General features: G+C 74.0%; 22 protein-coding genes. 13 read left to right on the forward strand and 9 right to left on the reverse strand.

Annotation, left to right across the window (positions count from 1 at the left end; genetic code table 11):
- Positions 1–47: 47 nt before the first annotated feature.
- From PED38_RS04270 to PED38_RS04285, 4 genes are all read right to left on the reverse strand, one after another.
- Positions 48–2,012, reverse strand: a complete 1,965-nt coding sequence (locus tag PED38_RS04270; protein ID WP_270979948.1) for a glycoside hydrolase family 127 protein — start codon at positions 2,010–2,012, stop codon at positions 48–50.
- A 402-nt stretch (positions 2,013–2,414) separates the two neighbouring features.
- A complete protein-coding gene (recQ, locus tag PED38_RS04275) occupies positions 2,415–4,301 on the reverse strand; it encodes a DNA helicase RecQ (RefSeq protein WP_270979950.1) in 1,887 nt (628 codons plus the stop codon).
- A gap of 111 nt (positions 4,302–4,412) precedes the next feature.
- Positions 4,413–4,814, reverse strand: a complete 402-nt coding sequence (trxA, locus tag PED38_RS04280) for a thioredoxin (RefSeq protein ID WP_063070225.1) — start codon at positions 4,812–4,814, stop codon at positions 4,413–4,415.
- A 92-nt stretch (positions 4,815–4,906) separates the two neighbouring features.
- Positions 4,907–7,084 carry an ExeM/NucH family extracellular endonuclease gene (locus tag PED38_RS04285; protein ID WP_270979953.1) on the reverse strand — a complete coding sequence of 726 codons (2,178 nt, stop codon included), beginning with the start codon at positions 7,082–7,084 and terminating at the stop codon, positions 4,907–4,909.
- 286 nt (positions 7,085–7,370) lie between these two features.
- On the opposite strand from PED38_RS04285, the gene PED38_RS04290 reads away from it, so the two are divergent.
- The 13 genes from PED38_RS04290 (at position 7,371) to PED38_RS04350 (ending at position 19,097) form a co-directional block, all read left to right on the forward strand.
- Positions 7,371–8,288, forward strand: coding sequence for a sugar phosphate isomerase/epimerase family protein (locus PED38_RS04290; protein ID WP_063070224.1), 918 nt, complete (start codon positions 7,371–7,373; stop codon positions 8,286–8,288).
- Between the two features lie 65 nt (positions 8,289–8,353).
- Positions 8,354–9,361: an inositol 2-dehydrogenase gene (iolG, locus tag PED38_RS04295; RefSeq protein WP_270979954.1), complete on the forward strand. Its 1,008-nt coding sequence runs from the start codon at positions 8,354–8,356 to the stop codon at positions 9,359–9,361.
- 183 nt (positions 9,362–9,544) lie between these two features.
- Positions 9,545–10,525 (forward strand): sugar ABC transporter substrate-binding protein, encoded by a 981-nt coding sequence (locus PED38_RS04300; RefSeq protein WP_270979956.1) that lies wholly within the window; start codon positions 9,545–9,547, stop codon positions 10,523–10,525.
- Positions 10,526–10,604: 79 nt separating this feature from the next.
- Positions 10,605–11,648, forward strand: coding sequence for an ABC transporter permease (locus PED38_RS04305; RefSeq protein ID WP_270979957.1), 1,044 nt, complete (start codon positions 10,605–10,607; stop codon positions 11,646–11,648).
- Positions 11,645–12,454, forward strand: coding sequence for an ATP-binding cassette domain-containing protein (locus tag PED38_RS04310; protein WP_270979958.1), 810 nt, complete (start codon positions 11,645–11,647; stop codon positions 12,452–12,454). Before PED38_RS04305 ends, PED38_RS04310 begins: the two co-directional genes overlap by 4 nt.
- A gap of 52 nt (positions 12,455–12,506) precedes the next feature.
- Positions 12,507–13,268 (forward strand): GntR family transcriptional regulator, encoded by a 762-nt coding sequence (locus tag PED38_RS04315; RefSeq protein ID WP_063070219.1) that lies wholly within the window; start codon positions 12,507–12,509, stop codon positions 13,266–13,268.
- 500 nt (positions 13,269–13,768) lie between these two features.
- A complete protein-coding gene (locus PED38_RS04320) occupies positions 13,769–14,092 on the forward strand; it encodes a DUF7882 family protein (protein WP_063070218.1) in 324 nt (107 codons plus the stop codon).
- A 44-nt stretch (positions 14,093–14,136) separates the two neighbouring features.
- Positions 14,137–14,415, forward strand: coding sequence for a hypothetical protein (locus tag PED38_RS04325; RefSeq protein WP_254654414.1), 279 nt, complete (start codon positions 14,137–14,139; stop codon positions 14,413–14,415).
- A gap of 48 nt (positions 14,416–14,463) precedes the next feature.
- Positions 14,464–15,159 carry a GAF and ANTAR domain-containing protein gene (locus PED38_RS04330; RefSeq protein WP_270979966.1) on the forward strand — a complete coding sequence of 232 codons (696 nt, stop codon included), beginning with the start codon at positions 14,464–14,466 and terminating at the stop codon, positions 15,157–15,159.
- Positions 15,160–15,238: 79 nt separating this feature from the next.
- Positions 15,239–16,975, forward strand: a complete 1,737-nt coding sequence (locus PED38_RS04335) for a dihydroxyacetone kinase family protein (RefSeq protein WP_270979967.1) — start codon at positions 15,239–15,241, stop codon at positions 16,973–16,975.
- A gap of 85 nt (positions 16,976–17,060) precedes the next feature.
- Positions 17,061–17,522 (forward strand): ribose-5-phosphate isomerase, encoded by a 462-nt coding sequence (locus PED38_RS04340; RefSeq protein ID WP_063070215.1) that lies wholly within the window; start codon positions 17,061–17,063, stop codon positions 17,520–17,522.
- Positions 17,523–17,565: 43 nt separating this feature from the next.
- Positions 17,566–18,378: a triose-phosphate isomerase family protein gene (locus PED38_RS04345; protein ID WP_270979968.1), complete on the forward strand. Its 813-nt coding sequence runs from the start codon at positions 17,566–17,568 to the stop codon at positions 18,376–18,378.
- Positions 18,375–19,097 (forward strand): GntR family transcriptional regulator, encoded by a 723-nt coding sequence (locus tag PED38_RS04350; RefSeq protein ID WP_270979969.1) that lies wholly within the window; start codon positions 18,375–18,377, stop codon positions 19,095–19,097. The genes PED38_RS04345 and PED38_RS04350 overlap by 4 nt, the downstream gene beginning before the upstream one ends.
- Before the next feature lie 7 nt (positions 19,098–19,104).
- Here the strand turns inward: PED38_RS04350 and PED38_RS04355 are convergent, their stop codons facing one another.
- The 5 genes from PED38_RS04355 to PED38_RS04375 form a co-directional block, all read right to left on the reverse strand.
- Positions 19,105–20,073: a 3-hydroxyacyl-CoA dehydrogenase family protein gene (locus PED38_RS04355; protein WP_270979970.1), complete on the reverse strand. Its 969-nt coding sequence runs from the start codon at positions 20,071–20,073 to the stop codon at positions 19,105–19,107.
- A complete protein-coding gene (locus PED38_RS04360) occupies positions 20,070–21,065 on the reverse strand; it encodes a sugar phosphate isomerase/epimerase family protein (protein ID WP_270979971.1) in 996 nt (331 codons plus the stop codon). The genes PED38_RS04355 and PED38_RS04360 overlap by 4 nt, the downstream gene beginning before the upstream one ends.
- 100 nt (positions 21,066–21,165) lie before the next feature.
- On the reverse strand, positions 21,166–23,082 hold the full coding sequence (gene iolD, locus PED38_RS04365) for a 3D-(3,5/4)-trihydroxycyclohexane-1,2-dione acylhydrolase (decyclizing) (protein WP_270979972.1): 1,917 nt from the start codon (positions 23,080–23,082) through the stop codon (positions 21,166–21,168).
- Entirely contained in the window at positions 23,079–24,026 is a 948-nt protein-coding gene (iolB, locus tag PED38_RS04370; RefSeq protein ID WP_270979973.1) for a 5-deoxy-glucuronate isomerase, read from the reverse strand. The genes iolD and iolB overlap by 4 nt, the downstream gene beginning before the upstream one ends.
- 49 nt (positions 24,027–24,075) lie before the next feature.
- Positions 24,076–25,581, reverse strand: coding sequence for a CoA-acylating methylmalonate-semialdehyde dehydrogenase (locus tag PED38_RS04375; RefSeq protein WP_270979974.1), 1,506 nt, complete (start codon positions 25,579–25,581; stop codon positions 24,076–24,078).
- Positions 25,582–25,617 lie beyond the last annotated feature (36 nt).

Consider the following 25,617-nt stretch of genomic DNA (forward strand, 5'->3'; position numbering starts at 1 on the left):
CGCCCCGGGTCGGGTGGACCCGGGCGGCGCGCGTGCGGGGCGGCGGATCAGCCGGTGTCGGCCGCGCGGATCCAGACCCGCATGGCCCCCGGCGCCCGGTTGCCCCAGAGGGCGTAGGGCACGAGGACCGCGTCGACGGGATCGGGTGACGCGGCGGGGGCGGGGGTGCCGGGGACGACCTCGGGGTAGAGCTCGTCCGGGGCGGGGGCGGAACGTCGGAGGCGCACGGCGAGCGCGACGCCGGGTGCGGGTGCGGCGGGGTCGGCGGCTGCCGGGTCGGCGACCGGACCCCACGGCTCGGCGATCGGGAGCGGCACGATCCGTGCCGTCGCGAGGTCGCGCGGGTCGAGGAGCAGGTCGTCGACGGACGCGCCCGCGTCCTGCTGCTCGACGGCGTAGACGACGGGGCCGCGGGCGACCGCGAGGCTGCCGCGCGTCGCGTCGAGGTGCGGGTGGGATCCGAGCGCGCGCACGGGCATGTCGAGCTCGACCACGAGGGCGTCGCCGGCGGCCCAGGGGCGGGTGACGCGGATCCACCCGTCGCCCGCCCTCGCGTCGACCGCCGCGGTCGTGCCGTCGGCCGCCTGCACGGAGGCGGTCGCGGTGCGGCACCAGCCGGGCCGGCGGATCACGAGCCCGGTCGCGGCACCGGATGCGCGCAGCACCTCGATGCGCACGGCGCCGTCCCACGGGTAGTCGGTGGAGACGCGCACGTCGAGCGCGTCCGTGCGGATGACGCAGGCGGCGGGATGCGCGATCACGAGGTCGTCGCCGTCCTGCACCGCCACGTGGTCCTGCAGCTCGCTCATCCAGCGCACGATGTTCGGCGGGCAGCACGGGCAGGTGAACCACGGGCGGCGCATGAGCTCGCCCTCGGTCTCGGCGCCCGACTGCGCGTGGTGGTCGGGGCGCCGCTGCAGCGGGTTGTCGTAGAAGAAGCCGGTGCCGTCGGCGGAGAGGCCGACCGCGTAGGCGTTGAGCAGCACGGTCTCGTGCGTGTCGAGGAAGCGCGGCTCGCCCGTGGCGAGGAACAGGCGCCAGGCCCACTGCATGACGGCGATCGCGGCGCACGTCTCGCTGTAGGAGCGCTCGCTCGGCAGCTCGTACGCGTCGCCGATGGCCTCGTCCGAGTGGCGGCTGCCGAGGCCGCCGGTCACGTAGAGGCGGGTGCGCACGGCGTCGTCGAAGAGGCGGACGGAGGCGGCGAGCAGCTCCGCGTCGCCCGTCTCCACGGCCACGTCGGTGGCGCCCGCGGCGAGGTACGCCATCCGGACGGCGTGGCCCGTGACGGCGGGCATCTCGCGGAACGGGTGCGCGTCCTGGAAGTACTCGGCCGGGAAGATGCGGATGGCGACGGTGCCGTGCCCGCGCCGGTCGACGAAGGCGGATGCGAGGTCGAGGTACGCGCGCTCCCCCGTCTCGCGGTGGAGCTCGACGAGCGCCATCTCGACCTCGGGGTGCCCGCACACCTCGACGCGGCCGCCCGGCCCGAACTCGCGGACGGCGGCGTCCGCGAACCGGCGGGCGACGGCGAGGAGACGGCCGTCGCCGCCCTGCCGGGAGTCGGCGACGGCCGCCTGGATCAGGTGCCCGAGGTTGTAGAGCTCGTGGCCCCAGGCGAGGTCGGTCCAGGGCTCACGGTCGGATCCCGGTCGCTGCACGTACGAGCCGATGTACCCGTCAGCGGCCTGCACGCGCTCGAGCACGTCGGTCGCCTCCGCGAGGAAGGCGCGCGACGCCGCGTCCGCGGTGCCGCGGCCCACCTCGTAGGCGATGCCCTCGAGGGTCTTGTAGACGTCCGTGTCGAGGAACGGGTAGCGCGGGACCGGGCGCTCCCCCGGGCCGTCGACCGCGGCGCGGAGGTCATCGAGGTTGCCGGCGGCGGTCATGGAGGCGATGGCGTGCGGGATGGTGCGCGCGCGGTTGCGCTCCTGCCACGCGGCGAGGAGCCCGGCCTCGAGGGTGACGGCGGCGGAGCCGAGCGGGCGGCGGCGGCCCGTCCTCGGGTCCACCGCGGGACGCCCGGCGGCCTCGCCTGCCGCACGCGCATGAGCTCCTGTCACAGCCATCCCGCTCCCTCGCTCGGCCTCGGGCGGCCGGTGGTAGGTGACATATTACAAATACGCCATGCGTTGTTGGCAATGGTGATGAAGCGTCTGCGGCCTCCTGTTACACGCTGTTTACACGAGAGGCGTCCGGCGCCGTCTCCCTCTTGCACGGTCCGCTAGCGGCAACGACGACTCCCCACAACCCGCGCCGACGGCCGTGGGCGGACCAGTACGATCGTGGGCAACGGCGACAGCTCTTCGGGTGAGCTGTCCCGCCAGCGCCGGACCGGTCTTCGGGTAAAAGTCGGTCGTGTGCGCGGCTCGGTCCCGCAGCCCTCGAGGCTCGGGACCGGGTCCCTCTCCCGGTCAGACGGTCGGCGCGGCCTCCGCCCGGACGACCTGGAGGAGCCCCTCGCCGTACGTGTCGAGCTTCTTCTGGCCCACGCCCGTGATGCCGGCGAGCTGCCCGAGGTCCTGCGGGCGCACGGTCGCGACCTCGCGCAGGGTGACGTCGGCGAACACGACGTACGCGGGCACGCCCTGCTCCTTCGCCTGCTCCGACCGCCAGGCGCGGAGGGCCTCGAACAGGCCCTGCGCCTCCTCGGGCAGGTCGACGACCTGGCCGCCCTTGGCCCGCGTGGTGCGGGTGCCGCGGCCGCGCACGATGCGCTCCGGCTCCTGCCGCATGGGCACCTTCCGGGCGCCCGTGAGCACGTCGCCGCTGCCCGCCGTGATCACGAGGGTGCCGTAGCCGTCGTCGCTCACGCCGAGGAGGCCCTGCGCGAGCAGCTGCCGGACGACCCCGCGCCACTGCACGTCGGTGAGCTCGCCGCCGATGCCGAACGTGGTGAGCTGGTCGTGCCCCTGCTGCCGCACGCGGTCGGTCTCGTTGCCGAGCAGGATGTCGATGAGGTGCGCGGCCCCGAAGCGCTGGTTCCGCTCCCGCTGCAGCCGCACGATCGTGGACAGCAGCTTCTGCGACGGCACCGTGGCGTCCCACGTCTCGACGGGCTCGAGGCACGTGTCGCAGTTGCCGCAGGGCCCCGTCTCCTCGCCGAAGTAGCGGAGGAGCTGCACGCGCCGGCAGCCGACGGTCTCGCAGAGGGCGAGCATCGCGTCGAGGTGCTGCGACAGGCGCCGGCGGTGCTGCGCGTCGCCCTCGGACTGGTCGATCATGCGGCGCTGCTGCACCACGTCCTGCAGGCCGTAGGCGAGCCACGCGGTGGACGGGAGGCCGTCGCGGCCCGCGCGGCCGGTCTCCTGGTAGTAGCCCTCGATGGACTTGGGCAGGTCGACGTGCGCGACGAAGCGCACGTCCGGCTTGTCGATGCCCATGCCGAACGCGATGGTGGCGCACATGACGATGCCGTCCTCGCGGAGGAAGCGCGCCTGGTTGCGCTGGCGCACGGCGGCGTCGAGGCCCGCGTGGTACGGCAGCGCGGTGATGCCCTGCTTGTTCAGCGCCTCGGCCGTCTGCTCCACGGTCTTCCGCGAGAGGCAGAAGACGATGCCCGCGTCGCCCGCGTGCTCGTTCCGGATGAGGTCGATGAGCTGCTTGCGCGGCTCGGCCTTGGGCACGATGCGGTAGCGGATGTTCGGCCGGTCGAACGAGGAGACGAAGTGGCGCGCGTCCTGCAGGCCGAGCCGCGCCGTGATGTCGGCGTGCGTGGCCTCGTTGGCCGTGGCCGTGAGCGCGATGCGCGGCACGTCCGGCCAGCGCTCCTGGAGCATGGACAGCGCGAGGTAGTCCTTGCGGAAGTCGTGGCCCCACTGGGAGACGCAGTGCGCCTCGTCGATGGCGAAGAGGGCGATGGGCGCCTCGTCGAGCAGGCGCCCCATCCGGTCGAGGATGAGGCGCTCGGGCGCGAGGTAGAGGAGGTCGAGGTCGCCGTCGAGGAGCGCGCGCTCCACCTCGCGGCTGGTCTCGAGGTCTTGCGTGGAGTTGAGGAACGCGGCCTTCACGCCGACCGCCCGGAGCGCGTCGACCTGGTCCTGCATGAGCGCGATGAGGGGCGAGATGACGACGCCGGTGCCCGCGCGCACGAGGCTCGGGATCTGGTAGCAGAGCGACTTGCCGCCGCCCGTGGGCATGAGCACGAGGGCGTCGCCGCCGCCGATGACGTGCTCGACGATCTCCTGCTGGTCGCCGCGGAACGCGTCGTACCCGAAGACCGTGCCGAGGCGCTCGAGGGCGGGGGCCAGCGCGGGGGACGACGGCGCGGCGTCGACGGGAGCGGGAGGGGAGTTGGTCATCGGGGCAATGGTATCCGGGGCGCCCGGCGCGGACGGGGGCGATGCGGTGGCTCGGGACGACGACGGTCCCTCCCGGCTGGGGAGGGGCCGTCGGCGCGGATCAGGCGCGGATCAGATGGCGGTGGGGTCCGCGCTCGCGCCGGGCGTCGCCTGCGCGGCCTCGGCGGCGGCCTGCTCCTTGAGGGCGGCCACGTCGACGGCGCGCACCTCCTCGATGAGGGACTCGAGCGCCGGGGCGGGCAGCGCGCCGGCCTGGCTGAAGATGAGGGTCTGGTCCTTGAAGATCATGAGCGTGGGGATGGCGGAGATGTTCGCCTGCTGCGCGAGGAACTGCTGCGCCTCGGTGTCGACCTTGCCGTGCACGATGTCGGCGTGCTTCTCGCTCGACCTGTCGAAGACGGGCGCGAACTGCTTGCAGGGGCCGCACCAGTCGGCCCAGAAGTCGACGACGACGATGCCATTGGAGTCGACGATGCTCTCGAAGTTCTCCTGCGTGAGCTCGGTGGTGGCCATGGTGTGTCCTCTTCTCGTGTCGCTCGTGCGGTCAGGGGGTCCAACCGGGCGGGACCCGCGGGCATTCCACGCGGGTCCCGCCGGCCGACGGTCTACCAGACGAGGACGATCGACGGCCAGAGCGTGCGCGCGCCGCGCGCCGCGGAGTCGCCCGCGTAGGCGGCGGTGAGCAGGTGGATGCCGCGGGACAGGCGCGGCAGGGTGACGGTCGCGCGGCCCGCGTCGGCCGCGGTCAGGTCGACGGAGGCGATGGCGCGGCCCCCGTCGAGGATCTGCACGAGGCCGGTCGGCGCGGTCGCCGCCGACGCGAGCTTGACCGCGTACCTCTCCGGCTGCCCGCCGCGCACGAGCAGGCGGTCGGCGTACCCGACGAGGTGCGCGGCGTCGCGCACGGTGTCGAGCCCGACCTTCACGGGGTCGTGGTCGCTCGAGCGGAAGGCGCTGGATCCGTCGGTGGCGGCGCCGCCGTACTCGCGCGCGGCCCACTCGGGCGCGTTGACGTCCCAGACGCCGACGCCCGTGACGCGGTCGGCGCCGGCGCGCGTCGCGAGGACGTGGTCGAGGGATCCGACCTCGCCGTCGAACGAGTACGTGCGCTCCCCCGGGGCCTTGGCGGGCACCAGGTCGACGAAGCCCGCGTCGCGGAGGACCTGGATCGGGTCCTCCTCCGAGTACGCGTTGAAGTCGCCGAGGAGGTAGACGAGGTCGGATCCGCTCGACGCCTGCAGCTCGCCCGCGAACCGCGCCACGGCCTTCGCCTGCGCGACGCGGTCGGCGTTGAAGAAGCCCTGGCCGTCGGCCGGCTGCGTGCCCGAGCCCGACTTCGACTTGAGGTGGTTCGCGACGACCGTGAAGGTCTGGTCGCCGCCGCGGAACGACTGCGCGATCGGCTCGCGGGCGTTGCCCCAGACCGTCTCGTCGACCTGCGTGGCCGCGGCGCCGACCGGCGTGACGGCGTCCGTGCGGTAGATGATCGCGTTCTGGATCTCGTCGGTGGGCGTCGACTGCAGCGCGCCCGGGGTGCGCACGTAGTCCCACACCGGCTTCCCCGCCGCGTCGTTCAGGCCGCGCACGAGGTCGGCCGTCGCGGTGTCGGCCGGCTCGCCGAAGCGGGTCGAGTTCTCGATCTCCATGAGGGTCACGACCTGCGCGTCGAGCCCCGTGATGGCCGTGACGATCTTGGCCCGCTGCCGCTGGAACTCCGCGGCCGTCTTCGCGCCGCGCTCGCCGAGCGTCGTGAAGTAGTTGAGGACGTTGAAGCCGGCGATGTGCACGTCGCCGCCCACCTCGGGCGAGGACGCGGGCCGCGGGTTCGCGCTCGTGAAGGTGGGCACGCGGCCGGCCGCGTCGAGCGAGGTGAGGGGCGTCGTGGGCTGGAGGCGCCAGTCGTCGAAGCCGTAGGCCAGCACGTAGGGCGTGGTCGGGAAGACCGGCGCGTCGCCGTTGCGGACGACCCGATCGGCCGAGTAGTAGGGCTGCGTCGCGCCCGCGGGGTAGGCCGCGTTCGTGAGCTGGATGTTGTAGCCGTCGTCCAGCAGGAGGCGGCGCGCGCGGTTGTCGGCGGCGATCCGGTCGGCCTCGGCGCCCGGCCGCACCACGTCGGTGGCCTTGACGGGGAGGTCGGCGCCGGCGCTCAGCCAGAGGGTGCCGTAGGTGTCGAGCTGATGCGCGGATCCGACCCGGTAGTCGCCCGTCGGGGTCACGAGCATGCTCTCGAGCGACTCGCGGTCGGCGCCGCGGAGCGTGTCGGGCAGCGCGGTCGGGGCCGGGACGCCGACCGCGGCCTCGACGAGGCCGGTCGCGGTCGCGGCGATCTGGGTCTGTCCCTGGCGCTCGGACGCGGTGCCCGTGACGCGCACGAGGTCGCCGATCGCGACGGCCGGGTCGGCGCTCGCGAGGTAGACGAATACGCCGTCGGAGGCGCCGGGCGTCGCGTCCGTCGGCCCGCCGGAGCCGCGGGTCTGGATCACGATCCCCGCGTAGCCGCTCGCGCCGCGGTAGTCGGCCGTGACGACGCCCTCGACGGTGACGGCCTTGCCCGCGAACGGGGTCGCGCTGCCGGTGCCCTGCACGTCGGCGATGGAGACGGTCGCGGCCTGGGCGGGACCGGCGACGAGCGCGGAGAGGCCGAGCGCCAGCGCGGTCGCGACGGCGAGCGGGCGGGCGATGCGGCGGGCTTGCCCCGATCGGCGCTCCGGGGATCCGGATGCGGGTGCGGTCTCGGTGCAGGTCATGGCGTCGTCCCCCTCGGCGTCGCGGTTCCCCCACATGGGGGATCCTCCTACGAGCGTAGGCGGGCCGCGGGCCGGGCGGGAGGCCGCGGCCGGATCGTCACCGGGTCGTCATGCGCCCGTCATGCAGGGCGCCCGGCCGCCGGCCGCGGGGCATGCGCGCGGCGCGGATCGGACGACGACGGAGGCACCGGACCACGTACTATCGTCAGGACAAACATCCGCGCTCGACGGCCCGAGGAGCAGTGCGACGCCGCATGGTCCAGACCCGCACCACCCCCGCCGCGTCCGCGGCCCGCACGACCCGACCCCTGGGATCCGCCGCGTGAGGGCCACCGTCGCGGGCGCGCCCGTGAGCTTCGGCGTGTTCGAGCTGACGCCCGAGGGCGCCGAGGTCGTGACGCCCGACGACATGGTGGAGGCGCTCGCGGAGACCGGGTACGCGGGCATCGACCTCGGCCCCGTCGGGTACCTCGGCCGCGGGCGGGAGCTCCGGGACCGGCTCGCGGGAGCGGGCCTCGAGCTCGCGGGCGGCTGGATCCAGCTGCCCCTCTCCGACGATGACGCGTTCGCGGCCTCCCTCCCCGATCTGCACGCGTCGCTCCGCGTCTTCCAGGAGGCGTCCGAGGCGGGGCCCGCGCGCCTGCCGCTCCCGACGCTCGCCGACGGCGGATCCGCGGCGCGCGCCGCCGCTCCCGGCCGCGGCCACGAGGCCGACCCGCTCGACGACGCCGCCTGGTCGCGGCTCGTGCGCAACACCGCGCGCGCCGCGGACATCACGCGCGCCGCGGGCTTCGAGCCGACCTTCCACCACCACGCCGGCACGTTCGTCGAGTCGCCCGCGGAGGTCGACCGGTTCCTCGACGCCGTGGACGTGGGCCTCACGCTCGACACCGGGCACCTCGTCATCGCGGGCGGCGACCCGGTCGCGGCCGTCGCGCGGTGGGGGTCGCGGATCACGCACCTGCACCTCAAGGACGTCGACGGCGCCGAGCTCCGGCGCGTGCTCGCGGCCGGCGGCGGCATGCGGGAGGTGTGGTCCTCCGGCGCGTTCGCGGCGTTCGGCCGCGGCGACGTCGACCTCGCGAGCGTCATGACCGCGATCGAGGCCCAGGGCTACGACGGCTGGATCGTCGTGGAGCAGGACGTGCTCAACGCCCCCGACGCCGACATCCGCGCCTTCCGCGCCGAGCGCACGGAGGACCAGCGCGTGAACCGCGAGGCCCTCCGCGCCTGGGCCTGAGCCGCCCGATCCGACCCGCACGCGCCCCCGCGCGCACGACCCCTGAGAGACACGAGGACGCCGCCATGACCACGACCCCCCTGCGCTTCGGCCTGATCGGCACCGGCCGCATCGGCCAGGTCCACGCCGCGAACATCGCCGCGGATCCGGACGCCGAGCTCGCGTGGATCTGCGACCCCTTCGTGGACGGCGCGCACGCCCTCTCCGCACGGCTCGGCGGACGGGTGACGGCGGACGCGACGGAGATGATGGCGTCCGGCGGCATAGACGCCGTGCTCATCGCGTCCCCCACGCCCACGCACGTCGACCTCATCGCGGCGGCGATCGACCACGGCCTGCCCGTGCTCTGCGAGAAGCCCATCGACCTCGACATCGCCCGGGTCGACGCGCTCCTCCCCCGCGTGCGCTCCGCCGGCGTGCCCGTCGCGCTCGGCTTCAACCGGCGGTTCGACCCGGCCTTCGCGGAGGCGCGCGCCCGCGTGGCGGCCGGAGAGGTCGGCGAGCTGGAGCAGCTGTCGATCGTGAGCCGCGACCCGTCCGCGCCGCCCGCCGCGTACGTCGGCGTCTCCGGCGGGATCTTCCGCGACATGACCATCCACGACCTCGACATGGCGCGCTTCTTCCTGCCGGACATCGTGGAGGTGCAGGCCACCGGATCCACGACCTTCGACCCCGGCGCGCGCGAGCACGGCGACTTCGACACGGCCGTCGTGACGCTCCGGGCGTCCACCGGCGCGCTCGTCGTCATCACGAACTCGCGGCACAGCGCGGTCGGGTACGACCAGCGGATCGAGGCGTTCGGCTCGCGCGGATCCCTCCAGGTGGCGAACGCGCTCACGAGCCTCGTCAGCGTCTCGACCGCCACGAGCGTCGAGGGCAAGCCGCCCTACCAGGACTTCTTCCTCGAGCGCTACGCCGCCGCGTACGTCGCCGAGCTGCGCGCCTTCATCCGCCTGGCCCGCGGCCAGGACTCCGACAGCCCGACGTTCGAGGACGGCCGCGCGGCCCTCGTGCTCGCGGACGCCGCGCAGCGCTCGGCCGTCGAGCGGTTGGCGGTGCCCGTCTCGCTCTGACGCCGGACGCCCCGCGGGACGCCCCGCCGGATGACGCCCTCCGCCCCCGACGGCGGACGGGCGTCGTCGTCGCGCGCCGACACGGCCCGGCGAGAGGGCAGACTGGCATGTCGGGCCGGCCCACTCGGCCCGCCGACGACGTCATGGACCCCGCGCGGGCGTCCGCTCGACAAGGAGCCTTCGATGAAGAACCGATTCCTCGCCCCCCTCGGCCTCGCGGTCGCCGCGGGCCTCCTCCTCACCTCGTGCGCGGGCACCGGCCAGGATCCCGCACCCGCCGCGGGCGGCGGCAGCGGCGGCGGCGGGGACCTCACCTTCGCGGTGGTCACGCACTCGGGTCCGGGCGACGCCTTCTGGGACCGCGTCAAGGCGGGCGCGGAGAAGGCCGGCGCGGGCGACGGCGCGAAGGTCATCTACAGCGCCGACCCGGATCCCGCCAAGCAGTCCCAGCTCATCGACAACGCGGTCGCGCAGCGGGTGGACGGCATCGTCGTCTCGATGGCGAACCCCGACGGCCTGAGGGACAGCGTCGAGAAGGCCGTCGCCGCGGGCATCCCCGTGGTCACGATCAACTCCGGGATCGAGCGCTCGGCCGAGTTCGGCGCCCTCGTGCACGTCGGCCAGAGCGAGACGGTCGCGGGCGAGGCGGTCGGGAAGCGCCTCGGCGACGCCGGGCTCGGGAACGTGCTGTGCGTGATCCAGGAGGCCGGCAACGTGGGCCTCGAGGAGCGCTGCGCGTCCGCGGCGAGCGCCTTCCCCGGGCGGATGGCGAACCTCCAGGTCGACGGCACGAACGACGCCGACGTGAAGGCGACCATCAAGTCGAAGCTGCAGGCGGATCCGTCCATCGACGGCGTCCTCACGCTCGGCGGCCAGTACGCGATGGACGCGGTCGGCGCCGTGGACGAGTCCGGCAGCGGAGCGCGGATCGGCACCTTCGACCTCTCGGAGGACGTCGTCGCCGCGGTCGAGTCCGGCTCGATCCTCTTCGCGGTCGACCAGCAGCCCTACGTGCAGGGGTTCATGGGCATCACGGCGCTCGACCTCCACGCCACCACCGGCACCGTCTTAGGCGGCGGCCAGCCCGTGTACTCGGGGCCCGCGTTCGTGACGAAGGACGACGCGGCCGAGGTCGCCGAGTTCGCGAAGGACGGCACCCGCTGACCGGCCCGGCCGGGCCCGCCCGGCCCGGCACCCCCGATCCCCCATCCCCGCACCGCACCCCTCACCCAAGGAGCACGCGTTGACCCCGACGGACACCGCGCCGACCGCCCCGAGGCCGCGCCTCGCGGACGGGCCCATCCGGAAGATCCTCGCCCGGCCCGAGATCGGCGCCCTCGCCGCCGCCCTCGCCGTGCTCGTGTTCTTCTCCCTCTCCACGCCGCAGTTCCTCACCCTCGGCGGGGCGGGCGTGTGGCTCGAGTCGGCGTCGACCTTCGGGATCATGGCGGTCGCCGTCGCGATGCTCATGATCGGCGGCGAGTTCGACCTCTCGGCCGGCGTGATGACGGGGTTCTCGGCGCTCGTGGTCGGCATCCTCACGTCGCACTACGGCCTGAGCATCTGGGTGGCGGCCGTCGTCTCGCTCGCGGCGGCCCTCGCGATCGGCGCCCTCAACGGGTTCCTCGTGATGAAGACGGGGCTGCCGAGCTTCATCGTCACGCTCGGCACGTTCTTCGCGCTCGCGGGCGTCGACCTCGCGGTGACGAAGGCCATCACCGGCCAGGTCGCGATCCAGGGCATGACCAAGGTGCCGTCCTACGACCAGATCCAGCCGATCTTCGGCTCGTCGCTCCAGATCGGCGGCGGCAACTTCTACGTCTCGGTGCTGTGGTGGCTCCTGGTCGCGGCCGTCGCCACGTGGATCCTGCTGCGCACCCGCGCCGGCAACTGGATCTTCGCGGTCGGCGGCGCGAAGGAGTCCGCCCGCCAGGTGGGCGTGCCGGTGTTCAAGACCAAGATCGGCCTCTTCATGGGGACCGCGGGCGCGGCCTGGCTCGTCGGCATGATCTCGCTGTTCCGCACCTCCACGGTGCAGGCGAACACGGGCGTCGGGCAGGAGTTCATCTACATCATCTGCGCGGTCGTGGGCGGCTGCCTGCTGACGGGCGGGTTCGGCTCGGCGATCGGCGCGGCGCTCGGCGCGCTCATCTACGGCATGGTCTTCCAGGGCATCACCTTCGCCCAGTGGGACACGAACTGGCTGCGCACGATCCTCGGCGGGATGCTGCTCGCCGCGGTGCTCCTGAACGACCTGGTGCGCCGCCGCGTGGGAGGCGGACGGTGACGGCCATCCTCGAGGTGCGCGACCTCGGCAAGTCGTACGGCGCCGTCACCGCGCTCACGGGCGTCTCGACCGTCGTCGACGCGGGCCAGGTCACGTGCGTGCTGGGCGACAACGGCGCCGGCAAGTCGACCTTCATCAAGGTGCTCGCGGGCGTGCACGCGCCGAGCGCGGGCACGATGCTGCTCGACGGCGAGCCCGTGGTCCTCGCGTCCCCGCGGCAGGCGCTGCAAGCCGGCATCGCGACCGTCCACCAGGACCTCGCGGTCGTGCCGCTCATGCCCGTGTGGCGGAACTTCTTCCTCGGCTCCGAGATCACCACGGGGCGGGGGCCGTTCCGCCGGCTCGACGTGGCGGCCATGAAGGCGATCACCCGCGAGCAGCTCGCGCGGATGGGCATCGACCTCCGCGACGTCGACCAGCCCATCGGCACGCTGTCCGGCGGCGAGCGACAGTGCGTCGCCATCGCCCGGGCCGTGCACTTCGGCGCCCGCGTGCTGATCCTCGACGAGCCGACCGCGGCCCTCGGCGTCACGCAGTCGGGCATCGTGCTCCGCCACATCGCCCGCTCGCGCGACCAGGGGCTCGGTGTGGTCTTCATCACGCACAACCCGCACCACGCGTTCCCGGTGGGCGACCGGTTCCTGCTGCTCAACCGCGGATCCAGCCTCGGCACGTTCGAGAAGGACGAGATCACGCTCGGGGAGCTCACGACCCTCATGGCCGGAGGGGCGGAGCTCGACTCCCTGGCGCACGAGCTGGCGCGCGACGGCGACCCGGACGGGGGTCGGACCCCGGCGGGCGCGTGAGCCGCCCCATGCCAGGATGAGACGTTGACCTGACACCGAGGGAGCGATCCGGATGACGCAACCGGAGCAGATCCTGCCCCCCGACCTGTTCCTCGCGCTCGACCGCTCCGGACCCGTGCCGCTCTACTACCAGGTCGCCAACCTGCTGGAGACGGCGATCCACGACGGCACGCTCCCCGCGGGTGCGCGGCTCGAGAACGAGATCGCGCTCGGGGCCCGGCTCGGCCTCTCGCGGCCGACCATCCGCCGGGCCATCCAGGACCTCGTCGACAAGGGCCTGCTCGTCCGCCGCCGCGGCATCGGCACGCAGGTCGTGCACGGCCGCGTCACCCGCAACGTCGAGCTGACGAGCCTCCACGAGGACCTCGAGCGGCAGGGCCAGAAGCCGGCCACGCAGCTGCTGTCCTCCTCGCGCGGCGAGGCCGACGAGCGCATCGCGGAGTCGCTCGGCGTCGAGGTCGGCAGCCCCGTGCTGCACCTCACGCGGCTCCGCACGGCCGACGGCGTGCCGCTCGCGATCCTCGACAACGTGCTCCCGGAGCCCTTCGTCGACCTGGATCCCGAGGAGCTCACCACCCGCGGGCTGTACCAGCTGCTGCGCGGCCGCGGCGTGATCATGCGGGTCGCCAAGCAACGCATCGGCGCCCGCGCGGCCACCGCGTCCGAGGGCCGCCTGCTCGACCTGCCCCGGGGCGGCGCCGTGCTCACCATGTCGCGCACGGCGTTCGACAGCTCGGGCCGCGCCGTGGAGCACGGGCAGCACTGCTACCGGCCGGACCTCTATTCGTTCGAGATCACGCTCGTCGACCGCTAGGCCCGTCGGCCGGTCGCCCCGGCGGCAGGGGTCGGGGTCGGATCCGGTAGCAGAATCGGCTTCCGCGAGTCAAGGGTCAGGCCCGGGCGAGCAGGACGACGCGACCTGCCGCTACCGTCGGCACCAGGATCGTGGACCCGCACGAACCCGAATCGGAGGACGCGACCGAGACCGCCCGCGAGGGCCGACGGTCGCGCGATCCCGCCCGCAGCGGACCCGGACGACGCTGCGGGCCGAGCCCGGGACGACCCCACCACAGCGTCGTCCCGGGCTCACCTCCGCCGGCCCGGCGAATGCCGACGCCTGGTCGGGAAGTGAAGAAGTCGGCCGCGCGCGCGGCGAGATGCGGGCCCGCGTGATTAGGCTCGATCCACGCCATCGAGCCGCTCCCCGCGAGCTCGTCGCGCGCCGCGTCCGAGGGCATCCCGCCGGAGGACCCGGCCGCGGACGGCGCGCACGCGGGACGGGCCCGCTGCTCCACACCCGAGAGAGAGCCGCGCATGGGCCACCTCGTCTACGACTCCGGCACCCGCACCGAGATGGACGACCGGGCGCTCGCCCACCTGCAGATCGTGATCCTCAACAAGCTCCGGCGGAAGGAGGCGTTCGCGTTCTCCTGGAAGAACCCCGCCTCCGAGGGCGACGGACGCCGCACGATCTGGATCGCCCCCGAGATCCCGCTCGAGTTCGTCTACCTCGGCGGACGCGCGCCCTCCATCAACATGGCGTGGGTCGAGGCGATGATGCTCGCCGCCAACACGTCCGCCGGCCTCCACCTCGTCCGCGAGCCCGCGGCCGCCCCGGACAGCTCGACCACCCCCTGACGCACCGCGTCCCGCAGACCCGCACCCCGATCGGAAGGGCCGCCATGGCCATCACCAACCTGCCCTACGACGACGACCGGATCCTGGAGGCCGTCGCCGAGGCGCACGTGCTCAGCCGCGAGACCCGCGACGTGCGCGTCGACTTCACCGGCACGGGCGTGTCCGAGGAGGACACGGCCACCGTGACGGCGACGCTCACGTGGACCGTCACGGCGGCGGAGGCGGTGCGGATCCTCGACGTGGCGCGCGTGCAGGCGGGGGACGAGGCGGGCGCGGCCGACGGCCCGAGCGCGATCCTCGCCGCCTGCGACGAGACGTCCTGACGCCTCCGCCCCTCCCCACCGCCGCGTTCCCGGCCTAACGTGGAAGGGGTGAGCGATCCCGACGACGTCTTCAGCGCGCTGGCCGACAGCCTCGCCGAGTCCGACATCCTCGACGCGCTGGCGGACCTCGTGACCGCCAGCACGCGGCACACCTCGGCGGCGGAGGGCGGCATCGTGCTCGCGGACGCGTCCGGGCGGCTGCACGTCGTCGCCTCGACGAGCGAGCGCGCGGCGGACGTGGAGGAGGCGCAGCTCGGCACCGATGAGGGCCCGTGCCTCGACTGCGTGCGCGAAGGCGAGGCCATCGAGGTGGCGGACCTCGACGACCGGCTCGAGGACTGGCCGCGGTTCTCCCGCATCGCCGAGGCGCGCGGGTTCCGGGCCGTGCACGCGACGCCGATGCGGCTGCGCGGCCGCACCCTCGGATCGCTCTGCCTCTTCTCGACCGAGCCCGGCGCGCTCAGCGACCGGGAGGCGGCGCTCGTGCAGACGCTCGCCGACCTCGCGACCCTCAGCGTGCTCCAGCACCACGCGCTCGACCGCAGCCAGCTCCTCAGCGACCAGCTGCAGCACGCGCTCGACAGCCGCGTGGTCATCGAGCAGGCGAAGGGCGCGGTGGCGCAGCGGATGGGGATCTCGGTCGACGAGGCGTTCGCGGTGCTGCGCCGCGAGGCCCGGCAGACCTCCCGGCGGCTGCGCGAGGTGGCGGCCGAGGCGCTGCGGACGAGCACGACGGACGGCTGATCCGACCCGCCACCTCGGATCCAATATCCTATAGGATCTCCTCGGAACGTTCGCGTGCTCGACGAGGAGGACTGCACGGATGACCCGACTGTGGAACGACGCCGCGGACTTCGCGGACGACATGACGGACGGCTTCGTCCGCGCCAACGGCCGCTGGGTGCGCCGCGTGCACGGCGGCGTCTCGCGCTCGACCCGCTCGCCCGAGGCCGAGGTGGCCGTCGTCATCGGCGGCGGATCCGGGCACTACCCCGCGTTCGGCGGACTCGTGGGACCGGGCCTCGCGCACGGCGCCGCGATGGGCAACCTGTTCGCCTCGCCCTCGTCGCACCAGGTGGAGTCGGTGATCCGCTCGAGCGAGCAGGGCCGCGGCGCGCTCCTCCTCTACGGCAACTACGCCGGCGACGTGCTGCACTTCGACGACGCGCAGGAGACCGTCCGCGCCGACGGGATCGACTGCCGCACCGTCGTGGTCACCGACGACATCTTCAGCGCCTCCCCCGACGAGCAGGCCAAGCGCCGCGGCATCGCCGGCGACCTCACCGTGTTCAAGGCCGCCGGGGCGGCCGCCGCCGCGGGCTACGACCTCGACGACGCCGAGCGCGTCGCCCGCCTCGCCAACGCGCGCACCCGGTCGATGGGCGTCGCCTTCTCCGGGTGCACGCTGCCGGGCGCCGACGAGCCGCTCTTCTCCGTCCCGGAGGGGCGCATGGCGGTCGGGCTCGGGATCCACGGCGAGCCCGGCATCGACGAGACCGACATCCCGTCCGCCGACGGCCTCGCCGAGCTGTTCGTGCAGCACCTGCTCGCGGACGCGGAGATCCCGGACGGCGTGGAGGTGCGCGGCGCCCGCGTCGTGCCCGTGCTCAACGGCCTCGGCTCCGTGAAGACCGAGGAGCTGTTCGTCGTCTACACCCGCGTCGCGGACCTGCTGGAGGAGGCCGGGGTCGTGCTCGTGGATCCGCAGGTCGGCGAGTTCTGCACCAGCTTCGACATGGCCGGCGCCTCCCTCACCCTGTTCTGGCTCGACGAGGAGCTCGAGCGGCTGTGGACCGCCCCCGCAGACACCCCGGCGTTCCGCAGCGGCGCGTTCGACGGATCCGCGCTCGAGACCGTGGACGCGCGCGAGGCCGACGAGGCGGAGGACGCGATCCCGGAGGCGTCCGAGGCCTCGCGGCGGGCGGCGGGCCGGATCGCGGGGGCCCTCGACGCCGTGCGCGCCACCCTGGAGGAGCACGCCGACGAGCTCGGCCGGCTCGACGCGGTCGCGGGCGACGGCGACCACGGGATCGGCATGCTCCGCGGATCCCGCGCGGCCTCCGCCCGGGCGACCGCGGCCGTCGAGGCGGGCGCCGGCGCGCGCACCGTCCTCCGGATCGCGGGCGAGGCCTGGTCGGACAAGGGCGGCGGCACGTCCGGCGCGCTCTGGGGGCTGATCCTCCGGGCGGTCGGCGATGCGCTGGCCGACGACGGCGACGTCCCCGCGACCGCGGAGGCGGTGAGCGCCGGGATCGGCGCCGCACGCGACGCGGTCATGGGCCACGGCAAGGCGGCGGTCGGCGACAAGACCATGGTCGACGCGCTCGTGCCGTTCGCCGAGGTGCTCGCCGGCCGGCTCGGATCCGGCGCCCCGCTCGGCGACGCGTGGGCCGCCGCGAGCACGGCGGCCCGGGAGGCGGCGGACGCGACGGCGGCCCTGAAGCCCGGCATCGGCCGCGCGCGGTCGCACGGCGATCGCTCGGTCGGGACCCCCGACCCCGGAGCGGTGTCGCTCGCGCTGATCGCCACCGCGGTCGGCCGGAGCCTCGGCGAGGGCTGACCCGGGACCCGGCAGCCGCCGGCCCCCGCACGACGGGCACGACCAGCACGACACGCACCAGCAGGACCATCAGGAGGAGGAGCGCATGAGCAGGACATGGCGGATCGTCGTCGGCGCGGACGACGCGGGCTACGAGCACAAGGAGGCCATCAAGGCGGATCTCGAGGCGAGCGACCTCGTGGTGTCGGTCGTCGACGTGGGCGTCGACGCGGACGGCCACACCAACTACCCGACGGTCGCGACCACGGCCGCGGAGATGGTCGCGCGCGGCGAGGCCGACCGGGCCGTGCTCATCTGCGGCACGGGCCTCGGCATGGCCATCGCGGCGAACAAGGTGGCCGGCGTCCGCGCCGCCACCGCCCACGACGGCTTCTCGGTGGAGCGGAGCGTGCTCTCCAACGACGCGCAGGTGCTCTGCATGGGCCAGCGCGTCGTGGGGCTCGAGCTCGCGCGCCGGAACGTGCGCGAGTGGCTGACGTACGAGTTCGATGCGACGAGCGCGTCGAACGACAAGGTCGACGAGATCCGCGCGTACGAGGCGAAGTAGGGCCGTGCCCGCGCATCCGGCCCGGCGGCCGACGTTCGTCGGGGTGAGCCTGAAGATGCACCTCGGGCACGCGGAGACGGTCGCGTGGTGCCGGGCCGTCGCGGACGTCGCGCGGACGCACCCGGCGACCGCGGGCGGCGAGGCGGAGCTCGTGGTGCTGCCCTCGCACCTGTCGGTCCCGGCCGCGGTCGGGATCCTCGACGGTCTCGCCGCGGTGGGAGCGCAGGACCTCGCCGCCGAGGACTCCGGGGCCTTCACGGGCGAGGTGTCGGGCGGGCAGGTCGCCGAGGCGGGCTGCCGCTTCGTCGAGGTGGGGCACGCCGAGCGGCGGCGCCTGTTCGGCGAGACGGACGAGGTCGTGCGGCGGAAGGCCGATGCGGCGCTCCGGAACGGGCTCGTGCCGATCCTCTGCGTCGGCGAGGAGCAGCGCGGGGATGCGGATCGCGCGGCCTCCGCGTGCGTCCGGCAGCTCGACGACGCGCTCGCCCTGCCCCGGGAGCGCGGGCACGGCGGGCACGGGCACGGCGGGCGCGTGCACGGCGGGCGCGTGGTCGTCGCGTACGAGCCGCTCTGGGCGATCGGGGCCGAGGAGCCCGCGTCCGACGCGCACATCACGGCGGTGTGCCGCCGCCTGCGGGCGCGCGTCGACGAGCTCGACGCGCACCCCGGATCCGCCGTCATCTACGGCGGCAGCGCGGGGCCCGGGCTCCTCACGCGCATCGCGGAGGACGTCGACGGCCTGTTCCTCGGACGCCGCGCGCACGATCCCGCGGGCCTCGCGGCCGTGCTGGACGAGGTGCACGCACTGGCGTCCCGGCCGGACCACGACCCGGGTGACGGCAGACTGTCCTGGTGACCACCGGCCTCCCGCTCGACGCCTCCTCGATGCACGCGCGTCGCGGCCTCCGCGACCGCGTCTACGACCTCGTGCTCGACATGCTCCTCGGCTCCGAGATGGAGCCCGGCTCCCGCCTCGCCATCGACCAGATCGCCCGCGAGCTGCACGTCTCGCCGACTCCGGTCCGCGAGGCGCTCGTGCAGCTGGAGCGCACCGGGCTCGTGGCGCGCGAGGCGCACAAGGGCTACCGCGTGGCGCCGCCCATCGCGGGCGAGCAGCTGGAGGCGCTGTTCGACGCGCGCCTGGTGCTCGAGGGCGGGGCGACGGCGCTGGCCGCCGCGGATCCCGCGCGCCTCGTGCCCGCGCTCGAGGAGGCCCTCGCGGCGCACGAGGAGACGACCCGGCGGATCCGCGCATCCGGCGACGCCGCCGACATGCCGGTCGGCCTCATCCGCGAGTACTTCGTCGTGGACTGGGACTTCCACCACCGCATCTTCGAGGCCACCGGCAACCCCTTCCTCCTCGACATGTCCGACGCCATCTCCACGCGCGTGCACCGCATGCGCCAGAACCTCCGCACGGGCGTGCACGACGCGGACGACGCCGTGCACGAGCACCGGGCCATCATCGCCGCGGTCGCCGAGGGCCCCGAGGCCGCGGCCGCCGCGATGCGGGAGCACATCGAGCGGGTGCGGGAGCGGTCGCGGCGCGACGCGGACGACGCGCCCGCGGGCTGACGCTCCCCTACCCGACGGGCGCCGGCCCCAGCTCGTCCATCAGCTGCTTGATCGCCACGTACGCCTTGTTCCGGTATGCGACGAGCGCCTCGGTGCGCTCGGCCGGCACGTCGAGGTAGCCGGATCCGGTCTTGGTGCCGTACTCGCCCGCGTCGACGTGCTCCTGCAGCGACGCCGGCGTCGCGAAGCGCTCGGGCCAGCGGGTCTGCAGCGACGCGTAGCAGAACGCGTACACGTCTAGGCCGGCCATGTCCGCGATGGCGAACGGGCCGAAGACCGGGAGGCGGAAGCCGAAGGTGGTGCGGACGATCGTGTCGATGTCCTCGGGGGTCGCGATGCCCTCCTCCACGATCTGCGTCGCCTCGTGGAAGAGCGCGTACTGGAGGCGGTTGAGCACGAAGCCCGTGGAGTCCGTGACGCGCGCGGTCTCCTTGCCGGTGGACGCGACGAGCGCCTCGGCGGCCCGGATGGCGGACTCGTCGGTGCCCGCGTGCGGGATCAGCTCGACGCCCGGGATGAACGGCGCCGGGTTCGAGAAGTGCACGCCGAGGAACCGCTCCGGGTTCGTGACGGCCTCGGCGAGCGAGCCGATGAGGATGGTGGAGGTGTTGGACCCGATGATCGCGTCGGGCCGCGCGGCCGCCGAGATCCGCGCGAGCGTCGCGTGCTTGATCTCGAGCTTCTCCGGCACGGCCTCCTCGATGAGGTCGGCGTCGGCGACGGCCTCCTCGATGGACGCGGCGGGCGTCACGGCCGCCCGGATCCGCTCCACGGCGTCCGCCGGGAACAGGCCGTCCGCGACGAACCGCTCCGCCTCGGCGATGAGGCGCGCGTGGTTCGCGACCGCGATCTCCTCCGAGATGTCGGCGATGCGCACGCGGGCGCCCGCGAGCGCGAGCACCTGCGCGATGCCGCCGCCCATGTAGCCGGATCCGACGATGGCGATGTCCTTCGGCGTGCTCTGCGCGTCGCTCATGACGCCCCTTCCCCTCGTGCGCCCTGCGGGAGCAGGGTGCGGATGTAGTCGCGGTTCTCCGCGCAGACGCCGAGGCTGTCGCCGCCGTACTGCTCGGTGAGGATGATCCCGTCGAAGCCGAGCTCGACCGCGTCGCGGATGACCTGCCGGTAGTCGATGAGGCCGGCCCTCATGGTGGTGGGCACGCTCGTGGCCCAGCTGCCGTCGGCCGCCTCGTCGCGCATGTAGTTCTTCACGTGCCAGTAGTTCGCGTACGGCAGCGTCTTCGCGTACAGCTCGCGCCAGCTCTCGACCGGGCGGTGCAGGCGGATGAGGTTCGCGACGTCGGGGTTGAGGCCGACGTTGTCGAGGCCGATCTCCTCCACGAGCCGAACGGCGCTGTCCGCGGTGCCGAGGTAGGTGTCCTCGTACATCTCGAGCGCCATCCGGAGGCCCAGGTCGGCGGCGTGCCGGCCGAGCTCACGGAGGCGCGTGACGGCGGCGGCCCACACCTCCGGATCGTCGGGGTCCTTCGGGCCCTCGGCGGTCCAGAACCACAGCGCCTTCCGCTGCGCGTCGCTGAACGGCTGGTGCAGCCCGGTCGAGAAGACCTCCATGCCCATCTCGGCGATCGCGTCGATGGTGCGATGCGCGTAGGCGAGGTTGCGCTCCTCGTGTCCCGGCATGATCACGCTCTGCCGCTGCAGGTGCACGGACGGGATGCCGACGCCGTGGCCTCGGGCGACGGCGACGAGCTCGTCGCGGCGGGACGGGTCGAGGTCCGCGGGCCGGATGTGGCTGTCGGCGAGCTCGGCGAGGGTGAAGCCCTCGCGCGCGATGTCGGCGAACATGCGGTCCCAGACCGCGGTGTCGGCGTCGTGCAGGGCGACGCCGTCGCGGCCGACCGTCGCGAAGCCGTGCAGGCACGTGGCGATGGGCCAGTCCGCGGCGGTGAACGCCGGCGCGGCCGGGGATCCCGGGGTGGTCACGGTCGTCGCGGTCGTCTCCGGCATGCTGCTCCATCGCGGTCGTCGGGTCCCGGATGCCCGGGATCCAGATCCTATAGGAAATAGCATCCGGGCGGCCAGGGCCGTCGCGACGACCGCGACCCCGTCAGCCGAGCAGCGGCCGCTGCGCCCTCTTCCGCTCCACGTACTCGGCGTGCGCCGCCTGCGTCGACGGCATCTCGGAGACGCCGGGCACGGGCACGTCCCACCAGCCCTCGCCGTCGGGGCCGTAGACGAGCGGGTCGCTCTCCACGTGGATCACGGTGGTGCCGTCGGACGCCTTCGCGCGGCGCACGGCATCGCCGAGGTCGCGGGCGGCGTCGGGACCGGGCGGGACCTCGATCACGTCGACGCCGTAGCTGCGCGCGTTCGCCGCGAGGTCGACGGGCAGCGGCTCGCGGCCCTCGAAGTTCCGCGTCGCCGGGTCGAGCTGGCGGTAGCGCGTGCCGAAGCGCTCGGTGCCGACCGTCTCGGAGAGGTGGCCGATGGACGCGTAGCCGTGGTTCTGGATCACGACCACGATGATCTTGATCCCCTCGGCCACCGCGGTCACGAGCTCGGTGTGCAGCATGAGGTACGAGCCGTCGCCGACCATGACGATCACGTCGCGGTCGTCGCCGTACGCCTCCGCGCCGCGCTTGACCCCGAGCCCGCCGGGGATCTCGTAGCCCATGCACGAGAACGCGTACTCGACGTGGTAGCCGAGCGCGTCGCGCACGCGCCAGAGCTTGTGGAGGTCGCCCGGCAGGGATCCGGCCGCCTGCACGACGACGTCGCGCGGGTCGCTCGCGGCCTGGACGGCGCCGATGATCTCGGGCTGGCCGGGCAGCGCGCCGCCCGTGGGCGCGAGCGCGCGGTCGACGAGCGCGTCCCACTCGCGCTTCTCGCGGGCGATGCGGTCGGCGTACGCGGCGTCGACGCGCGTGCCGGCGAGCGCGTCGGTCAGCGCCTCCAGGGTCTCCCGCGCGTCGGCGATCACGGGCAGCTGCGTGCCGTGCTTGTAGGCGTCGAAGGCGGCGACGTTGACGTTCACGAAGGTCACGTCCGGCCGCTGGAACGCCGTGCGGCTCGCGGTCGTGAAGTCGGAGTAGCGCGTGCCGATGCCGATGACCACGTCGGCCTCGGCGGCCAGGCGGTTCGCGGCGGTGGATCCGGTGGCGCCGATGCCGCCCAGGTACTGCGGGTGGTCCCAGACGAGCGCACCGCCGCCGGCCTGCGTCGTGCCGACGGGGATCCCGGTGGACTCGGCGAAGCGGAGCAGCGCCTGCTCGGCGCCGGAGTAGATCACGCCGCCGCCCGCCACGATGAGCGGGGTGCGCGCGTCGCGGATCGCCTGCACGGCCCGGGCGAGCGGCCCGCGCTCCGGCAGGGGCCGGCGCAGGTGCCACTCGCGCGGCGCGAGGAACGCGAGCGGCACGTCGAGCGCCTCCGCCTGCACGTCCTCGGGCAGCGCGATGGTCACGGCGCCCGTCTCGGCCGGGTCGGTGAGCACGCGCATGGCCGCGAGCGCGATCGAGTACAGCTGCTCGGGCCGCTGCACCCGGTCGAAGAAGCGCGAGAGCGGACGGAACGCGTCGTTCACGCTGATCCCGGTGTCGTGCGGGTGCTCGAGCTGCTGCAGCACCGGATCCGCGACCCGGGTGGCGAAGGTGTCGCTCGGCAGGAGCAGCGCCGGCAGCCGGTTCGCCGTGGCGAGGGCGGCGCCCGTGAGCATGTTCGCGGCGCCGGGCCCGACCGAGGCGGCGCTCGCGTAGGTCGCGAGCCGCCGGTGCATGCGCGCGAAGCCGACCGACTGGTGCACCATCGCCTGCTCGCTGCGGGCCTGGTGGTACGGCATGAGGTCGGGATCCTGCGCGTTCGCCTGCATGAGCGCCTGGCCGATCCCGGCGACGTTGCCGTGGCCGAAGATCCCGAAGACGCCCGGGATGGTGCGCTCGCGGTGGTCGCCGTCGACCGTCCACTGGGCCGCGAGGAACGCGACGAGCGCCTGGCTGACGGTCATCCGGGTGGTGGGCTCGGTCATCGGGTCGGGGCTTCCTGGTCGTGTGCGGGCGTCGCGTCGTCGGCGAGGTACGGCAGGCGCGGGTCGATCTCCTGCCCGGCCCAGGTGCCGCGGATCCAGCCGTGCGCCGGGTGGTCGCTGATGAGCCAGGCGCGGTCGGCGCCCGGGCCGGCCATCACGTTGAGGTAGTAGAGGTCGTAGCCGGGCGCCGCGACCGCGGGCCCGTGGTAGCCGTAGGGCACGAGCGCGACGTCGCCCGTGCGCGCGACGGCGTCGATCGCGATCTCCCCCGCGGGCGACGAGGACGTGTGGAACAGGCCGAAGGGATCCGCGTCGGCCGGCGCCTCGAGGCCCTTCCCGACGGCGGTCTCGAAGTAGTAGACCTCCTCCAGCTCCGACTCCTCCCCCGGCCTCTCCTCGTCGTGCTTGTGCGCGGGGTAGCTCGACCAGTTCTCGGCCGGGGTCACGACCTCGCAGACGATGAGGCGCTCGGCGTCGAGGGACCCGGGCGTGCCGGGGGTCCCGAAGTTGTGCACCTGGCGGCTCGACCGGCCGGCGCCGCGCAGCTCCACGGGCACCTCCTCGTGGGCGATCCGGCGGCTCGGCACGCGCCGGGTGGCGGGCGACTCGGCGACGGCCACGCGGCCGGATCCGGTGAGCACCGCGCTCGACGTGCACGACAGGTAGAGCACGTCGGTCGGCCCCGCGAACACCGAGGCGCGGCCGTCGAGGTCGGTGACGCGCTCCTCGCCGTCGCCCTCGCGGTGCCGCACGGCGAAGGACCCCGCGAGCGGCACGACCATGCGCTCGACGCCCGACGCGGGCAGCTCGAGCGCGTCGCCGTCGGCGAGCACCGCGACCCGGAGCCCGGTGTGCTCCCAGCCGGGCACCGATCCGTCGACCACGGTCTCCCAGCCGTCCCGGCCGAGGGTGCCGCGGGGGTGCAGCCACTCGTTCGTCGTCATGCTCGTCTCCGTCGTCGTCATGGGGTGCTGGCGGTGGTGCGGGTCAGGGTCAGGTCTGCGGGAACCCGAGGTCGACGCCGCCGTGCGACGGGTCGAGCCACCGGCTGGTGATGGCCTTCTGCTGGGTGAAGAACCGCACGCCCTCGGCCCCGTGCGCCTTGGTGTCGCCGAAGAGGCTGGAGCGCCAGCCGCCGAACGAGAACGTGGCGACGGGCACGGGGATGGGGACGTTGATCCCGATCATGCCGACCTGGACCTCGTTCTGGAAGCGGCGCGCGGCCCCGCCGTCGTTCGTGAAGATCGCGGTGCCGTTGCCGAACGCGCCGGCGTTGATGAGCGCGACGCCCTCCTCGTACGAGCGCACGCGGACGACGCCGAGCACGGGCCCGAAGATCTCCTCCGTGTAGGCGCGCGAGCTGGTGGGCAGCTCGTCGATGAGGGTCGGGCCGAGCCAGAAGCCGTCGGCCTCGCCGTCGACCTCGATGCCGCGGCCGTCGACGACCACGCGCGCGCCGTCCTCCTCCGCGATGGCGATGTAGGAGGCGACCTTGTCGCGATGCGCCTCGGTGACGAGCGGGCCCATGTCGCAGCCGCGGCGGCCGTCGCCGACGCGGAGGCCGGTCATGCGCGTCGAGATCCGCTCGATGAGCGCATCCGCGACGGGCTCGACCGCGACGACCACGGAGATCGCCATGCAGCGCTCGCCCGCCGAGCCGAAGCCCGCGTTGACGGCCGAGTCGGCGACGAGGTCGAGGTCGGCGTCGGGCAGCACGAGCATGTGGTTCTTGGCGCCGCCGAGGGCCTGCACGCGCTTGCCGTGCTTCGTGCCCGTCTCGTAGACGTGCTGGGCGATGGGCGTGGATCCGACGAACGAGATCGCGCGCACGTCCGGGTGTGCGAGCAGACCGTCCACCGCCTCCTTGTCGCCGTTGAGCACCGTGAAGACGCCGTCGGGGAGGCCGGCCCGCTTCCACAGCTCGGCGATCCAGATGGCGGCGCTCGGGTCCTTCTCGCTCGGCTTCAGGATCACCGTGTTGCCGGCCGCGATGGCGATGGGGAAGAACCACATCGGCACCATGGCCGGGAAGTTGAACGGCGAGATGATCCCGACGACGCCGAGCGGCTGCTTCGTGGAGTACACGTCGACGCCGGTCGACACCTGCTCCGAGTACTCGCCCTTGAGGTGGTGCGCGAGGCCGGTCGCGAACTCCACGACCTCCTGCCCGCGGGTGATCTCGCCGAGCGCGTCGCTCACGACCTTGCCGTGCTCCGACGTGATGATCTCCGCGAGCTCCCCCTTCTCGGCCTCGAGCAGCTCGCGGAAGCGGAAGAGGATCGCCTGCCGCTTGGCGAGCGAGAGGTCGCGCCAGGCGGGGAACGCGGCGTGCGCGGACGCGACGGCGCGCGCGATCTCGTCCGCGTCCGCGAGCGCGACCTCCTTCGTGACGACGCCGCGCGCGGGGTCGTAGACGGGCGCGGTGCGGCCGGAGGTCGAGGGCGAGCGGGCGCCGTCGATCCAGTGCGGGACGACGGGGAGCGGGGCGGTGTCGGTCATGGTGTCCTCTGGCGGTCGGCGGGTGGCGAGCGGGTC

Origin of the sequence: Clavibacter sp. CT19, assembly GCF_027858075.1 — a bacterium.
Lineage (GTDB): Bacteria > Actinomycetota > Actinomycetes > Actinomycetales > Microbacteriaceae > Clavibacter > Clavibacter tessellarius_A.

Coding starts and splice junctions, on each gene's coding strand:
- PED38_RS04375 (WP_270979974.1), bottom strand. CDS start 25,581: ATGACCGACACCGCCCCGCTCCCCGTCGTCCCGCACTGGATCGACGGC.
- PED38_RS04360 (WP_270979971.1), bottom strand. CDS start 21,065: ATGCCGGAGACGACCGCGACGACCGTGACCACCCCGGGATCCCCGGCC.
- PED38_RS04285 (WP_270979953.1), bottom strand. CDS start 7,084: ATGTGGGGGAACCGCGACGCCGAGGGGGACGACGCCATGACCTGCACC.
- PED38_RS04355 (WP_270979970.1), bottom strand. CDS start 20,073: ATGAGCGACGCGCAGAGCACGCCGAAGGACATCGCCATCGTCGGATCC.
- PED38_RS04320 (WP_063070218.1), top strand. CDS start 13,769: ATGGGCCACCTCGTCTACGACTCCGGCACCCGCACCGAGATGGACGAC.
- PED38_RS04340 (WP_063070215.1), top strand. CDS start 17,061: ATGAGCAGGACATGGCGGATCGTCGTCGGCGCGGACGACGCGGGCTAC.
- PED38_RS04315 (WP_063070219.1), top strand. CDS start 12,507: ATGACGCAACCGGAGCAGATCCTGCCCCCCGACCTGTTCCTCGCGCTC.
- PED38_RS04335 (WP_270979967.1), top strand. CDS start 15,239: ATGACCCGACTGTGGAACGACGCCGCGGACTTCGCGGACGACATGACG.
- iolG (WP_270979954.1), top strand. CDS start 8,354: ATGACCACGACCCCCCTGCGCTTCGGCCTGATCGGCACCGGCCGCATC.
- iolB (WP_270979973.1), bottom strand. CDS start 24,026: ATGACGACGAACGAGTGGCTGCACCCCCGCGGCACCCTCGGCCGGGAC.
- trxA (WP_063070225.1), bottom strand. CDS start 4,814: ATGGCCACCACCGAGCTCACGCAGGAGAACTTCGAGAGCATCGTCGAC.
- iolD (WP_270979972.1), bottom strand. CDS start 23,082: ATGACCGAGCCCACCACCCGGATGACCGTCAGCCAGGCGCTCGTCGCG.
- PED38_RS04300 (WP_270979956.1), top strand. CDS start 9,545: ATGAAGAACCGATTCCTCGCCCCCCTCGGCCTCGCGGTCGCCGCGGGC.
- PED38_RS04325 (WP_254654414.1), top strand. CDS start 14,137: ATGGCCATCACCAACCTGCCCTACGACGACGACCGGATCCTGGAGGCC.
- recQ (WP_270979950.1), bottom strand. CDS start 4,301: ATGACCAACTCCCCTCCCGCTCCCGTCGACGCCGCGCCGTCGTCCCCC.